A 13,644-nucleotide genomic window follows, 5' to 3' on the forward strand; every position below is an offset into this window, starting at 1 on the left:
GTCATGCTTGAGTGCGCGAAGACAACCCCCATTCGGGGGTCATGCGGATGGAGCCCTGCCGAGGGGTCAGCGTCCGGCGGGAGCCGGCCCGGTGGAGTCCCTGGCGATGAAGGCCGCATCCGAGATGCGCACGTCGTCGACCGCGCCGTCGGCGATCAGGTCGATGAGCATCCTGCCGGACTCCCTGCCGAGCTCCCGCGGGCTGGTGTGCACGGTCGTCAGCGACGGCCGCACGTATGTGCCGAGGCGGATGTCGTCGAATCCGGCGACCGACAGCTCCCCCGGAACGTCGACGCCCAGGTGCTGCGCCTGGGCGATGAGCCCGATGGCGGACAGGTCGTTTGCGCACACCACGGCCGTCGGTGGCTCAGCGAGTTCGAGAAGTGCGGACGCGGCGGAGGCGCCGGCGAGGTAGGTGAAGTCGCCGGGGACGACGGGGCCGGGCGTCAGCCCGAACTCGCGCATCGCGGTCAGCCACGCGCCCTCGCGCTGAGCGGAGTGGATCATGTCCTGCCGGCCGCCGACGTACGCGACACGGCGATGACCACGCTCCACGAGGTGCTCCACCGTGGCCCGGATGCCCGCATCCGGATCCTGCCTGACCGCCGGGATGGGGAAGTCGGCTCCCGGATTGATCGCGACCGCCGGCAGGCCGAGCTTTTCGATGAGCGCGATGCGCGGGTCGTCGATTTCCAGGTCGTTGACCAGGACGCCGTCGACCCGGCGGTCGGCCGCGAACTTCTCGTAGCGCTGCAGCACCTGGTCGGACTCCGCGGTGATCTGCAGCACCAGCGCGTATCCGCGGGGGTCGATGGCGTCTTCGATCCCGCCGATGAAGCCGCCGAAGAACGGGTCGAGCTCCAGCACATCCGGATCCCGGTGCAGCACGAGGCCGACGGTGTACGCGCGGCGGCCGGACAGGCTCTTGCCGCGGAGCGACGGCACGAATCCGAGCTCGGCGGCGATCCGGACGATGCGGTCGCGGGTGACGTCCGACACCCCGGGACGTCCGTTGAGCGCGCTCGAGACGGAGCTGATCGCCACGCCGGCCTTGTTCGCCACGTCGACGATGGTCACACGCTCATCTGCCACCAGTGCACCCCATTTCCGCGCTCGCCGAGCGACGGACATCCTATGCCGAAACCGGCACGCCAGGATTGCGTGTCAGCCGGGGCCGTCGCTCGTCGCGGCCAGAAGCGGGACCAGCACGTCGCTGATCGGGGTGTCGATTCCGAGGGCACGGCCGCGCCGCTGGACGATGCCGTTCCTGACGTCCCATTCGAGCGGCTGATGCGCTTCGCGGTCGGCGAGGATCGACGTACCGAGGTCGGCGGGGAACGCCCGGAACTTGTCGAGCAGGCGTTGCGGTTCGTCGTCGTCGAGCCTCGCTCCCTCGGCCTGAGCGACCGCGAGACACTCCCGGAGGTAGGCGATCGACAGCGCGGCGATGTCGTCGCGGGCGAACATCCCGGCGCGGCGTCCCGTCAGGGCCATCAGACCGGCGACGGCGTTCTGCAGCAGCTTCCTCCAGGCGAGCGTCGTGAAGTCGCCGGAGACCTCGACTGCGCACATCGTGCCGTCGAACAGGCGCTGCACGGTGTCCGCTCCCGCGCTGTCCGGAAGGGTGAGCCTGGCCTCTCCGCGAAGCTCGACCGAGCCGTCGGGGTGGCGTTGAGCGGGGAACCAGACGATGGCAGGCAGCACGACGCTCTCCGGAGCGAGGGGTGCGACCGTCTCCACCTGCTCGACGCCGTTCTGCAGCACGCACACGATCGTCCGCGGACCGCACAGGACGTCGAGCCAGGGTGCAGCAGCGGCGATCTGGGTGGCCTTGACGGCCAGGAACACGACATCCACGGGGCCAGGCACACGGGCGGGATCGGTGAGGACCGGTCCGGGCACGACCACGGTGCCACGGTCGGTGCGGAGCCTCACCTCCGCGCGCGGAGAGCGGCCGACGATCGTGAGCTGCTGTCCGCGTTCGTGGAGCGCCGCGGCGACGGTCGTGCCGATCGCGCCGGGTCCGATGACCGCCACCGTCCGCCCATCCGGATCCATCACGCAGACAATCTACCTCCCGTGGATGGCGTGGCGGGTCGGAGCGAACTGCGGTACTGGCCGGGGGTCATCCCGACCAGCGGCGAGAACTGCGCGATGAATTGGCTCGTGCTCGCCCACCCGCAGGCCGCCGCCGCGTCGGTGACCGTTGCGCCGCCGGCGAGGAGCACGAGGGCGCGATGCACCCGGAGCTGGAGGCGCCACTGCCGGTATCCCATGCCCGTCTCTTCGCGGAAGAGCCTGCTGAGCGTGCGCGCGCCCACTCCGGTGTGCTCCGCGATGCTCACCAGCGAATGCGGAGACGCGAGATCCCGTTCGACCTCGCGCGCGACGGCGCGCAATCGTTGATCCCGCGGTTCCGGGAGGTGGAGGGGCTGCTCGGGGGTGGTCGCCGCCTCATCGACGATCACGCTCCTGAGCCGGGCGAGCGCGGACTCCGATCGCGGCAGGCCCGAGGTGATCGCCAGCGCGGCCTCCCGCGCCAGGGCGGACGCCACGAGCACGGCGGGCCGGTGAGGCAGGGATTCCGCGGCCGCGTCATCGAGATAGACGACCCGCATGTCCGTCCGCCCGTGGGCGCGGTGCGAATGTTCGATGCCCGCCGGCACCCAGGCGAATCGATTGGACGGGGCGATCCACGTGCCGTCGTCCGTCACGAGCGACAGCACGCCGGAGGCCGCGTGAACCAGGTGCCCGAGAGGGTGCGAATGGCGCGGCGAGGTGTCTGCGTGGGCGACGAGGTACGCGCCCTCCGTCGTGAGATCGCCGCCCGCGGTCTCGAGGCGGAGATCATCCAGAGCCACTGCTTGGCGAGAAACCGACACAATCTGGAAGTTTAGGTGTTTCGCGTGCCGGGTGACAGCTGCTGGACTGCCGGAATGACAACGATCAGTGAGCCACCGGACACCGCTTCGACCCCCGCCATCTCCCGGCGTCCCGCTCGCGGAGCGGCATTCTTCAGCGCCTATGTGGCTGCCGGGCTGTTGCTCATCGCGTTCAATCTGCGCATCGGCGTCGCGTCGGTCGGCCCCGTGCTCTCCTCCATCGAGAGCGGTCTGGGCGTGTCGCCTGCGACCGCGAGCCTGCTCACGACCATCCCGGTCTTCGCCTTCGGGGCGTTCGCGTTCCTCACCCCCGCCCTCACCCGTCGCGTCGGCCTGCATCGACTCCTCGGGATCACGATGGCCGCCGTCGCGATCGGCATCGGCGTCCGGTTGATCCCGTCGCCGATCGCCCTCTTCGGCGGCACGGTGCTCGTGGGCGCCGCCATCGCCGTCGCGAACGTGTGCATGCCCGCCGCCGTCAAGCAGGATTTCGGGCACCGTGTCGGACTCATGATGGGGCTCTACTCGACGTCCCTGTTCATCGGCGCCGCCGTCGCCGCAGGCCTCACGGTGCCGCTCATGTCTGCGTTCGGCGGGTCGTGGAGGGAGGCGCTCGGGTTCTGGGTCGTCCCCGCCGTCCTGGCGCTCGTCGTCTGGATTCCGCGCGCGCTCAGGAGGCCGGGTCGGCCGCCGGTCGCGGACGCGCCGGTCGCCGACGCCATCACCGAGCCGCTCGACGAGCCGCGTTTCGCGCGCCTGTTCCGCGATCCCGTCGCCTGGGCGGTCACCGCGTTCATGGGCCTGCAGAGCCTGAGCTACTACGCGGCCCTGACCTGGATCCCTTCCATCCTGCACGACGCGGGAACCACCCAGCACGACGCGGGACTCCTGCTGGCGTACTCGAGCATCCCGGGTATCCTCGCCGCGCTGACCGTGCCGGCGGCGATCGGCAGGCTTCGGCCGGCCTGGCTTCCGGTCGCGGGTTCCGCGGTGCTCTGCGCCATCGCCTTCGCCGGGCTGCTCCTCGCGCCCTCCGGTGCGTTGCCGTGGGTCTGGATGACGGCACTCGGCCTCGGGCAGGGCGCCGCCATCGCGCTGTCGCTGACCTACATCGTCCTGCGTTCGCCCGACGCCAGGCACACCGCGCACGTCTCGACGATGGCGCAGGGGATCGGGTACCTGCTGGCCGGATTCGGGCCGCTCGCGCTGGGCGCCCTCCACTCCGTCACGGGCGGCTGGGCGGTGCCGATCATCGCCCTGATCGTGCTGCTCATCCCGCAGCTCCTGACCGGCGCGGCGGCGAGCCGCGAGCGTCATGTGCTGAGCGCCGGTCACTGATCGCCGAGCCTCGTGGATGCTGCACGAACGTGCGCCGCGCATCTCTAGCCGCGCCCCTGCCGCGGGCGTAGGCTCACCTCACGACAGCGTGCCGACGGCGAGCGAGGTCTGCTCAGCCTGTCGGCGGAAGGAGCCAGGATGAGCACGAACGAGCCAGACCGCGAGCCGGTGGACCGCGACGACCTCGAAGGCAGCTACACCGAGGTGGACGGCGAGGCCCCGATGGAGCGCACCGTGCACGGCCAGTACACCGAGGAAGAGGGCGTCGGCCCCGACCCTGCGGTCAAGGGCAGCTACACCGACACCGATGAGGCCGCCGAGGTCCCCGCGGAGGAGGAGCAGGGCGACTACACCGAGCGCGACCGGTAAGCCTCAGCGCTCAGCGATCTCAGGCGTCACGACGGGACCGTCGCCGGTCCGGCTTGGCCGACGCGGCTGAACCGCGGAAGCGAGACGTCGAAGCGGCAGCCGCGTGCGGTGTTCTCGACAGAGACGTCTCCGTCGTGCGCGGCGACGATGCCGTGCACGATCGCGAGGCCGAGACCTGCTCCGCCCGAGCCGACGCCGGCGCGCGGCGTTCGCGCCGTCGTGCCGCGCCACCCGGCGTCGAAGACCTTGCCCAGATGCTCCTCCGGGATGCCCCCACCCTCGTCGATGACGCTCAGCACGACCGTCGACGCTGACGCCTCACGGACGGCGACGTGGATGCTCGTGCCCGCCGGTGAGTGCTCGATCGCGTTCACGAGCAGGTTGTGGACCACGCGGGAGAGCTCGCGCGCGTCGCCGAGCACCGTCAGGTCGCCGTCCTGCGACTCGTTGAGCGTCACGGAGTGCAGTGCGGCGAGCGGGGAGAGGTCGGCGACGGCGTCGCTGACGAGGTCGTAGAGCGAGAGCGGGCCGAGTTCGAGCTGGAGCGACGACGACTGGATCTTGGACAGCTCGAACAGGTCGTCCACCAGGTGGCTGAGCGTGTCGCATTGGCTGCGCAGCTGGCGGTAGTAGCGCTGCGGGTCCTCCGCGATGCCGTCTTCGAGCGCCTCGGCCATCGCGCGGAGGGCGGCGAGCGGCGTCCGGAGGTCGTGTGAGATCCAGGCGACCAGCTCGCGGCGGGACTCGTCGAGCATCCTCACCTCCTCCCGGGATTCGGCCAGGCGTCGCGAGATGTCGGCGAGTTCCTGTCCGAGCGCGCTGAACTCTCCGCTGTCCTGCGGGGTCGCGGCGACCACGTGCCCGTCGCCGACGGCGCGCGTCGCGTTCCGCAGGGTGCGGCTCGTGCGCACCAACCCCATCCCGAGCACAGCGGCGACGCCGAGGCTGACCACGGCTGCCACCCCGATCACCCAGGCCAGCACCACGAAGTCGTGACCGGAGATGTACATCGCCTGCGCAATGGCGATGGTGCCGCCGACGATGGATGCGATCGCCGCAGCGACCACGATCCCCAGCCTCAGCAGAATGGATGCGCGCCGCAGCGCCTGGAGTACGAGCACCGCGACGCCGGAGATGACGGCGGCCACCACCAGCGTGGTCCCGACGATGGCGGCGAGGTCTGCTGGAGCGATCACCTGCCCCCCTCCTTCACGCGTTCATCCGGTAGCCGACGGCCCAGACCGTGGTCAGGAACTTCGGTTTGGTCGGGTCGTCCTCGATCTTCTCCCGCACCCGCCGCACGTGCACCGTCACCGTGGAGAGGTCGCCGAAGTCCCATTGCCACACCTCTTTGAGGAGCTGCTCGCGACTGAAGACCTGGTCGGGATGCTTGAGGAAGAACGCGAGCAGGTCGAACTCGCGGGCGGCGAGCGTCAGCGGGCGCCCGCCTCTCGACACCGTGCGGTTGGACGGGTCGATGGAGAACTCGCCCAGGTCGAACGGCGCCTCCCTGGTCAGCTCCGTGACGCTGCGGCGGAGGATCGACTGCACCCGCAGCACAAGCTCGCGCGGCGAGAACGGCTTGGCGAGGTAGTCGTCCGCGCCCGCTTCGAGACCTTCGATGCGATCGTCCGTCGAGCCGAGAGCGGTGAGCATGATGATGGGCGCGGCGTTCAGCCGCCGCAGCCGACGGGCCACTTCGATGCCGTCGATGCCGGGCAGCATCCGGTCGAGGACGACGAGGTCCGGTGGCGTGCGTTCGGCCAGCGCGAGCGCCGCGAAGCCGTCGACCGCCTCGTCGACGATGAGCCCGACGGAACGGAGGTAGCCGCTGGCCACCTCGCGCACGGTCGGATCGTCCTCGACGACCATCACGCGACGGTCGCGGATGTCGCGGACCGGTCGCGCAGGGAGCGGTGACGTCATTGACTCAGGATAGGTCGGTCGACCAGCACTCGCGACGGCGGGATCCGACCGTCCGCGTTTCGTAAGATTCTGGCTGCCCGGCGGCCGGGGGCGCTGCGTAGCGTCGGGTCCGTGATGGATCGAATCGACGTCGTGTTCCCCTGCCTCGACGAGGCGGAGGCCCTCCCCGCGCTGCTCGCCGCGCTCCCTCCCGGGTACGGCGCCATCGTCGTGGACAACGGATCCACCGACGGCAGCGCGGCGGTCGCCCTGGCCGCCGGTGCGCAGGTCGTCAGCGAACCGCGCCGCGGCTACGGTGCAGCCGTTCATGCCGGACTGCTGGCCTCGACCGCCGACATCGTGATCGTGAGCGATGCAGACGGCACGATCAGCCCCGCGCAGTTCCCCGCGCTCGTCGCCCCCGTCGCCACCGGGACGGCGGACTTGACCATCGGGCGGAGACGACCGGCATCGCCGCGAGCCTGGCCTCTCGTCTCCCGCGCGGCCAACGGGGTGCTCGCCCGGATGCTCAGCGCCAAGACCGCTGCGCGCATCCGGGATCTCGGTCCCGTGCGGGCCGCGCGCCGTGCCCCGCTGCTCGCCCTCGGCGTGGAGGATCGCCGCAGCGGCTACCCGGTGGAGCTGGTGCTGCGCGCCGACCGGGCCGGCTGGCGGGTGCGGCAGGTGGACGTCGACTATCTGCCCCGCATCGGGAGGTCCAAGGTGACCGGCACGGTCGGCGGTGCGTTCACGGCCGTCGTCGACATGCGCCGCAGGCTCGCGGCGAGCGCACGATGACCGCACTGGCCGTGATCGCCAAGGAGTGCATCCCCGGCCGCGTGAAGACGCGATTGCAGCCGGAGTTCAGCGCCGAGGAGGCCGCCTGGATCGCCGCCGCGGCGCTCGCGGACACGCTAGGGACGGTGGGGGCGCTCCCCTCGACCAGGCGCATCCTCTACTTCGACGGCGTCGCCGCCCCGGAGGGCGCGGCCGGCTGGGAGCTCCTGCCCCAGGTCGGCGGCTCCCTCGACGAGCGGATCGCCTGGCTGTTCGACGCGGTCGACGAGCCGCTCCTGCTGCTCGGGATGGACACACCGCACGTCGACGTCCGCTGGTTCGACCCGGTGTTCTCCGGGTGGAGCGAGCGGAACGGCGACGCGGACGCCTGGTTCGGCCCGGCCACCGACGGCGGCTTCTGGGCACTCGGGATGCGCGAACCGGCCGGCGCTCTCGTGCGCGGTGTTCCGATGTCCACCGACCGTACCGGCGCCAGGCAGCTGGAACGCCTGACCGGGGCCGGGATGCGCGTGCGGCTGCTCCCGCCGCTGACCGACATCGACACGGCGGCGGACGTTCCCGCCGCTGCCCGGCGCTCGCCCGCGCTGGCAGAGCTGCTCCGGTCACTCGGCACCCGAGAGTTCGCGTCGTGAGCACCGTCGGGTCGCTCACCAGGGACAGGACGGCCGCGTTCGGCCGCGGTGGAGCGGAGCCGTACGACCTCGCGCTCCGCGGTGGAGGCGGTCGGCTGGACGTCGTCGTGGACGGCAGGGCCGCGACGCCGCTCGACGTCTCGCTCTTCCTCTCCGACGCGACGGAGCGCGAGCGGCAGCTGCTCGGCCTGACCTCCGGACCGGTGCTCGACATCGGCTGCGGACCCGGCAGGATCGTGCGCGCGGCCATCGAGGCCGGGCGGCTCGCCCTCGGCATCGACATCTCCTCGGCGGCCGTCTCGCACGCCAGGGCGCTCGGGCTGCCTGTGCTGCGGCGCTCGGTCTTCGACCGGCTTCCCGCCGAGGGCGCGTGGGGCGCCGCTGTGCTGCTCGACGGCAACATCGGGATCGGCGGCGACCCGCGGCTCCTGCTCGCGCGCGCGTCCGCCATGCTCGGCCCCGGCGGCCGGATGCTCGTGGAGACGCACGCCGAACCGTCCAGGTTCGCCAGTTTCGACGCTCAGCTCGTGCATCCCTCCGGCGGGCGGAGCGCCTGGTTCCCGTGGGCGGAGGTCGGTGCGGACGCTGCCGGCGCGTTCGCCGCCGACCTCGGGATGAACGTCAGGACCGTCGAGACCGGCGGGCGGACCTTCGTGCTCGCCAGCCGATGACCGCAGAGGCGAGCGCGACCAGCACGACGATCGCCACCCAGAGCACGGCGAGCCTCTGGCCGTAGTCGCCGGGGACGACCGTCGGGTTTCTCGGCCGTCGCGCCTGCGCGATCAACTCAGGAACGACCATCGCCGTCAGCAGGGCGCCGACCGCGAGCCCGAGCTCGACGACCGTCACGACGGCGGACGGCAGCCGCCGTCCGGCACGGCGCAAGACAGCATCCACGACCGTCACCACGGGCACCAGCACAGCGTCGTGGACGATCACCGCGCCGGCGAGCCAAACGACCACTCCGGCGATCTCGCCGACGGTCAGGTCGATGGCGAAGAAAACGACCCCGCATCCGATCAGCGCGATGCCGACCGCCGCCACGAGGCGTCGCGCCCCGATCACGCCAACACCTCGATGGAACTCAGCCACTTGGTCTGCAGCACGCCCGGCCTGCCCGGCGCGATCACTCTGGCCGGATAGCCGTGGTCGAGGTCGAGCGGCTCGCCGTTGAGGCGGAGGGCGACCAGAGTCGTGGGGTCCTGGGCGAACTCGGGTCCCATCGTCGTCACCCGGTACGGGCCGCGCTGCTGCAGGCTGGCGATCCGGATGCTCGCGTCCGTGGGCGCGCCGACCAGGCGCAGGAGGTCGCTCATCCGCACGCCGCCCCAGTCGGCCGTGGTGCTCCACCCCTCCACGCACGCGATCGGCAGCGTGCCAGCAGCGGCGGGAATGCCGTGCAGGTCGGCGAGCGTGAGGCGCCGGATGCTGGCGCCGTTCGCGACGGTCAGCCGCCAGTCGTCCGCTCCCGCCGCCATGACCACCCCTGCGGCCTTCGCCGTCACGTTCACGGGGAGCGCCTGCGGACCGAGGCGCTGGACGCGCGGGGCGAAGAGGTTGAGCGGTGCGAGCCAGCCGAACGACTGTCCGGCGGTGAGCGCCACCGCGGTCACGGCGGACGCTGCGATGGTGCCGAGCACCGCGCGGCGGGTGATGCCGTCGTCAGCCGCCATCGGTGACGCTCCGATCCTCTGCTCGGCTCCTGCGGCGCCAGTACCGCGCGATCGTCGGGAGCTTGACGGCGATGTGCACGGCGATCGAGCCGACGAGCACCCACGCCAGCGCGTAGTGCGTCTGGCGGAAGGGGAACGGGAAGGGATACCACTGGTACGTGTTGATCAGCCCGATCACCGGCTCCACCAACGCGCTCGACACGAGGAGCGCGATCGAGCCCCGCTCGACGGCCTCGCGAAGCGACCGGATGGGCGGCCAGACGAACAGCCGGGGGTAGACCGTCCACAGCTTGCCGAGCAGCAGCGGGAAGATCGCGACGCCCACGGTGATGTGCAGCCCCTGCGTGAAGGCGTAGAAGTCCGGCCAGGTGGGGAACCGCATCCCGGGCAGCGGCTCTTGCAGCAGGTGGCTGTAGACGCCGGTGACGAAGCAGGTCAGGAAGGCGATGGCGAGCAGCCGGCCGATCACCACGGTGGCTCGTGCCGTGCGAGCGGGCGCGGCGAGCACCGCCTGGGCGCGCGTCATCCGCTGGGCGATGACGCCGGAGAGCCGCTCGGTGACCGACATGCTCTCGATTGTGATCCGGACCGGCTGCTCGCGGCGGCGGCAAATCTTACGATCCCCGAACGAGGTGCCCGAGCGGCGGTCCGCGGCAGCGCGGAGCGGTGAGACTTTCGGTGTGAAGGTCACCGTCCTGCCCGTGCTGGCCGTCTCCGTGCTGCTCGCGGCGCTGGTGACGGTCACCGCTGTGTCGACGGCGACCGTCGACGGCTTCGCGCCGGGCGGCGGAGCGACGCTCGGCGTCACGACCGGTGTGGCCTGGGCGCTCGCGGTGGCCGCCTTCCTCCTCCTGCTGCTGGTCCGCGGTCGCGCAGTGCTCATCCTGGTGCTCGCCGGCTCGGCAGCGCTCGGCGTCGCCGCCCTGGCCGGTCCGCCCAACCTCAGCACGGACTCCGCGCGCTACGCCTGGGACGGCATCGTGCAGAACCACGGCGTCTCCCCGTACGCGCACGTGCCGGCGTCCGACGCACTGGATCAATACCGGGTGCCGTGGCTGTTCCCCGCCCCGGCCGACGGCGCCGACGGCGCGGAGCACTGCACCGGCTCGCGGATCGAGCAGACCACGAGCATCCCAAGCGGTGGGACGCTCTGCACCGCTCTGAACCGCCCCCATGTGCCGACCATCTACCCGCCGGTCGCCGAGGGCTTCTTCGCCGCGGTGCGTTCGGTAGTCCCCGACGACGCCGAGTATCTTCCGCTGCAGGTCGCCGGTCTGCTGCTGAGTTCCGCCACCACCGTGCTGCTCGTACTCGGGATGCGCAGACGCGGCCTCGACGTCCGCTGGGCCGCCGTCTGGGGCTGGTCGCCGTTCGTCGCGGCCGAGGCGGTGACCAACTCCCACGTGGATGCGCTCGGTGTCTTCCTCATCGTGGCCGCCACGTTCGCGGCGGTGCCGGTCTCCGTCGGCGCGCGCGACGGTCTGAGCCGGCGGCGCGCCCTGCTGGTCGGCGTGGGGATCGGGCTGGCGATGGCGACCAAGTTCGTGCCGGTCATCGCGGCCCCACCCCTCGCGAGGCGACGCCCGGTCGGCGTCGGCGCCTCGGCCGTGCTCACGTTCGCGCTCACCTACGTGCCATACGTCGCGATCACAGGCTGGTCGGTCCTCGGCTATCTCCCCGGGTACCTGAGCGAGGAGGGCTACGACAGCGGCTCCCGCTTCGCGCTGCTGTCCGGCGTACTGCCCGGTGCCGCGGCGACGGTCGTGGCCGCCGCGCTCATCCTGGCCGCACTGATCGCCTCGTGGTGGTTCGCCGACCCGGCGCAGCCGTGGGTCGCGCAGGTCGTCTCCATCGGTGCCGTCCTGCTCATCGCGAGCCCGGCCTACCCCTGGTACGCGCTGGTCCTCGTGCCGTTCATCGCCCTCAGCCGCCGCTGGGAATGGCTCGTGGTGCCGTTGGCGCTCAGCGTGCGGACGCTCGTGCCCGGCGGCGTGGGGGCGACGCTCGTCATCCTCGCCGCCGCCGTCTTCGCGGGCGGCGCCACGGTCGTGCGGTGGCGGCGGCGACCCACCAGACCCGCGGCGGCGACGCTGGAGCCCGCATCCCTGACGAAGGAGACACCATGACAACAGCAGCGATCGGAGTGATCGGCGGCTCCGGCCTGTACCGGCTGTTCGACCGCGGAGGCGCCGAGAGCATCGCCGTCGATACGCCGTACGGCCCACCGGCGGGTCTGGTGACCATCGGTGAGCTCGGCGGTCGCCGGGTGGCGTTCATCGCCCGCCACGGCGAGCGCCACTCGCTGCCGCCGCACCGGGTGCCGTACCGTGCGAACGTCTGGGCGCTCGCCTCGCTCGGCGTGCGCGCCATCGTGACGTCGTCCGCCGTCGGCGGCATCTCGGCGCGCGCGACGCCCGGCGCCTTCCTCGTTCCCGACCAGCTCATCGATCGCACCCACGGCAGGCCGGACACGTTCTTCGACGGGACGGATGTGCAGCATCTGCCCGCCGCCGATCCGTTCGACCCCGCCATGCACGAGATCGCGGTCGGAGCCCTGCGCGCGCTCGGCGAGCGGGTGATCCCGGACGGGACGAGCGTGGTCATCCAGGGGCCGCGATTCTCGACCAGGGCGGAATCCGCCTGGTTCCGTGCGGCCGGGGCCGACATCGTCAACATGACCCAGTATCCGGAGGCCGTGCTCGCCGCGGAACTGAACATCGGCCTGGCGACCATCTCGTTCATTACCGACACGGATGCGGGCACCGCAGACGGCGACACGGCGGAGTCGGCGGACGCCGCCCTGGTGCTCGAGCGGATGGCGAACGCCGGGCCGCGCATCCGGGCCGCCATCGCGGCGACCGTGGCGGCCGTGCCGGACGGGTACCGCGCCCGGCGGCTGATCCCGGAGGCGGCGGTCGAGCGGGTGCTCTCCGCGCCTGTGCGACGGGATGCGCTGGAGGACGCCCGATGACGCACCTGCTCGTCACCGGCGGGCTCGGCTTCATCGGCTCGCACATCGTCGAACGCGCCGTCGACCGCGGCTGGCGGGTGACGGTCATCGACTCCCTGCGGCCGGATGTGCACGCCGATGCCGCCGTTCCGGAGTGGTTCGACGGGTTGCGCGGCGACGTCGACCTGGTCGTCGGAGACGCGGGCGACACCTCCGTCGGGTTACTGCGCTCCGTGGATGCCGTCTGCCATCAGGCCGCGAAGGTCGGGCTGGGCGTCGACTTCTCCGACGCGCCGGACTACGTCGCGTCGAACGTCGGTGTCACCGCGAGGCTGCTCGCGGCGATGGCGGGCGCCGGGCTGCGCCGCCTCGTGCTCGCCTCGTCGATGGTCGTCTACGGCGAGGGCCTCTACCGCGACGGCGGAGTCGTGCGACAGCCCCCGGAACGGTCGGTCGCCGATCTCGATGCGGGCCGTTTCGACCCCCTGGACGCGGACGGCCGGCCTCTGGAGCCCCTGCTCATCGCGGAGGACGACCCCGCCGATCCGCGCAACGTGTACGCCGCCAGCAAGCTGGCGCAGGAACACCTCGCCCGCTCGTGGGCCCGGTCGACGGATGGTCGCGTCGTGGCCTTGCGCTACCACAACGTCTTCGGCACCCGGATGCCCATCGGCACGCCGTATGCGGGGGTCGCCTCGATCTTCCGCACGAGTCTCGCGGCCGGACGTCCGCCGCGCGTGTTCGAGGATGGCGGCCAGCGCAGAGACTTCGTGGACGTGCGCGATGTCGCCGATGCCAATCTGGGTGCGGTCGAGCGGCTGGGAGACCGGCCGGACGGCACCGCCCGCGCGTACAACGTCGGCAGCGGCGTTGTACGCACGATCGGAGACTTCGCCCGCGCGCTCTCCGAGGCGACGGGAGGCCCGGCGCCGATCGTCACCGGCGAGTACCGGCTCGGGGATGTGCGTCACATCACCGCATCGTCCGAGCGCATAGCGACCGAACTCTCCTGGCGGGCCGAGCGTCCGTGGCCCGAATCGATCGAGGCGTTCGCCGCCGGTCCCACCCGGCAGCGCGCCGCGGTCGTCGGCTGAGCG

Annotated in this window: 16 protein-coding genes; 8 read left to right on the top strand and 8 right to left on the bottom strand. The window is 71.8% G+C overall.

All coding sequences use genetic code 11. The annotated features are described in order from the left end of the window. Nucleotides 1-66 precede the first annotated feature (66 nt). From HF024_RS19075 to HF024_RS19085, 3 genes are all read right to left on the bottom strand, one after another. Nucleotides 67-1,092, bottom strand: a complete 1,026-nt coding sequence (locus tag HF024_RS19075) for a LacI family DNA-binding transcriptional regulator (protein WP_168690649.1) — start codon at nucleotides 1,090-1,092, stop codon at nucleotides 67-69. A 72-nt stretch (nucleotides 1,093-1,164) separates the two neighbouring features. Beyond that, on the bottom strand, nucleotides 1,165-2,058 hold the full coding sequence (locus HF024_RS19080; protein WP_168690997.1) for an oxidoreductase: 894 nt from the start codon (nucleotides 2,056-2,058) through the stop codon (nucleotides 1,165-1,167). Then, nucleotides 2,058-2,861, bottom strand: a complete 804-nt coding sequence (locus tag HF024_RS19085; RefSeq protein ID WP_247597208.1) for a helix-turn-helix transcriptional regulator — start codon at nucleotides 2,859-2,861, stop codon at nucleotides 2,058-2,060. Before HF024_RS19085 ends, HF024_RS19080 begins: the two co-directional genes overlap by 1 nt. A gap of 75 nt (nucleotides 2,862-2,936) precedes the next feature. Between HF024_RS19085 and HF024_RS19090 the strand changes: the two genes are divergently transcribed. Continuing rightward, complete coding sequence (locus HF024_RS19090; protein ID WP_168690651.1) at nucleotides 2,937-4,220, top strand: MFS transporter; 1,284 nt, start codon at nucleotides 2,937-2,939, stop codon at nucleotides 4,218-4,220. Nucleotides 4,221-4,358: 138 nt separating this feature from the next. Further along, nucleotides 4,359-4,589 carry a hypothetical protein gene (locus HF024_RS19095; RefSeq protein ID WP_085367355.1) on the top strand — a complete coding sequence of 77 codons (231 nt, stop codon included), beginning with the start codon at nucleotides 4,359-4,361 and terminating at the stop codon, nucleotides 4,587-4,589. Nucleotides 4,590-4,615: 26 nt separating this feature from the next. Here the strand turns inward: HF024_RS19095 and HF024_RS19100 are convergent, their stop codons facing one another. Both HF024_RS19100 and HF024_RS19105 read right to left on the bottom strand, forming a co-directional pair. Continuing rightward, complete coding sequence (locus tag HF024_RS19100; RefSeq protein ID WP_168690652.1) at nucleotides 4,616-5,785, bottom strand: HAMP domain-containing sensor histidine kinase; 1,170 nt, start codon at nucleotides 5,783-5,785, stop codon at nucleotides 4,616-4,618. 13 nt (nucleotides 5,786-5,798) lie between these two features. Beyond that, nucleotides 5,799-6,515, bottom strand: coding sequence for a response regulator transcription factor (locus HF024_RS19105; protein WP_085367356.1), 717 nt, complete (start codon nucleotides 6,513-6,515; stop codon nucleotides 5,799-5,801). 114 nt (nucleotides 6,516-6,629) lie between these two features. Between HF024_RS19105 and HF024_RS19110 the strand changes: the two genes are divergently transcribed. Genes HF024_RS19110 through HF024_RS19120 form a run of 3 tightly spaced genes read left to right on the top strand, consistent with a single transcriptional unit; the run spans nucleotide 6,630 to nucleotide 8,595 of the window. Next, nucleotides 6,630-7,292 carry a glycosyltransferase family 2 protein gene (locus HF024_RS19110; RefSeq protein ID WP_210724113.1) on the top strand — a complete coding sequence of 221 codons (663 nt, stop codon included), beginning with the start codon at nucleotides 6,630-6,632 and terminating at the stop codon, nucleotides 7,290-7,292. Next, entirely contained in the window at nucleotides 7,289-7,924 is a 636-nt protein-coding gene (locus tag HF024_RS19115; RefSeq protein ID WP_168690654.1) for a DUF2064 domain-containing protein, read from the top strand. The genes HF024_RS19110 and HF024_RS19115 overlap by 4 nt, the downstream gene beginning before the upstream one ends. Continuing rightward, nucleotides 7,921-8,595 carry a class I SAM-dependent methyltransferase gene (locus HF024_RS19120; RefSeq protein ID WP_168690655.1) on the top strand — a complete coding sequence of 225 codons (675 nt, stop codon included), beginning with the start codon at nucleotides 7,921-7,923 and terminating at the stop codon, nucleotides 8,593-8,595. Before HF024_RS19115 ends, HF024_RS19120 begins: the two co-directional genes overlap by 4 nt. Here HF024_RS19120 and HF024_RS19125 read toward each other — a convergent pair. Genes HF024_RS19125 through HF024_RS19940 form a run of 3 tightly spaced genes read right to left on the bottom strand, consistent with a single transcriptional unit; the run spans nucleotide 8,546 to nucleotide 10,165 of the window. Continuing rightward, the gene (locus tag HF024_RS19125; protein ID WP_168690656.1) at nucleotides 8,546-8,989 is read right to left on the bottom strand and encodes a hypothetical protein; all 444 of its coding nucleotides are present in this window, start codon (nucleotides 8,987-8,989) and stop codon (nucleotides 8,546-8,548) included. The two genes, HF024_RS19120 and HF024_RS19125, sit on opposite strands and share 50 nt — an antisense overlap. Next, complete coding sequence (locus tag HF024_RS19935) at nucleotides 8,986-9,597, bottom strand: molybdopterin-dependent oxidoreductase (protein ID WP_247597209.1); 612 nt, start codon at nucleotides 9,595-9,597, stop codon at nucleotides 8,986-8,988. The genes HF024_RS19125 and HF024_RS19935 overlap by 4 nt, the downstream gene beginning before the upstream one ends. Beyond that, nucleotides 9,587-10,165, bottom strand: a complete 579-nt coding sequence (locus HF024_RS19940) for a hypothetical protein (protein WP_247597210.1) — start codon at nucleotides 10,163-10,165, stop codon at nucleotides 9,587-9,589. The genes HF024_RS19935 and HF024_RS19940 overlap by 11 nt, the downstream gene beginning before the upstream one ends. 112 nt (nucleotides 10,166-10,277) lie before the next feature. On the opposite strand from HF024_RS19940, the gene HF024_RS19135 reads away from it, so the two are divergent. From HF024_RS19135 to HF024_RS19145, 3 genes are read left to right on the top strand one after another with little or no spacing between them, the layout of a single operon-like run. After that, on the top strand, nucleotides 10,278-11,723 hold the full coding sequence (locus HF024_RS19135; protein WP_247597211.1) for a glycosyltransferase 87 family protein: 1,446 nt from the start codon (nucleotides 10,278-10,280) through the stop codon (nucleotides 11,721-11,723). Then, the gene (locus HF024_RS19140) at nucleotides 11,720-12,568 is read left to right on the top strand and encodes an MTAP family purine nucleoside phosphorylase (protein ID WP_168690657.1); all 849 of its coding nucleotides are present in this window, start codon (nucleotides 11,720-11,722) and stop codon (nucleotides 12,566-12,568) included. Before HF024_RS19135 ends, HF024_RS19140 begins: the two co-directional genes overlap by 4 nt. Then, complete coding sequence (locus HF024_RS19145; protein ID WP_168690658.1) at nucleotides 12,565-13,641, top strand: NAD-dependent epimerase/dehydratase family protein; 1,077 nt, start codon at nucleotides 12,565-12,567, stop codon at nucleotides 13,639-13,641. The genes HF024_RS19140 and HF024_RS19145 overlap by 4 nt, the downstream gene beginning before the upstream one ends. Nucleotides 13,642-13,644: the final 3 nt, after the last annotated feature.

This window comes from Leifsonia sp. PS1209 (genome assembly GCF_012317045.1).
GTDB lineage: Bacteria > Actinomycetota > Actinomycetes > Actinomycetales > Microbacteriaceae > Leifsonia.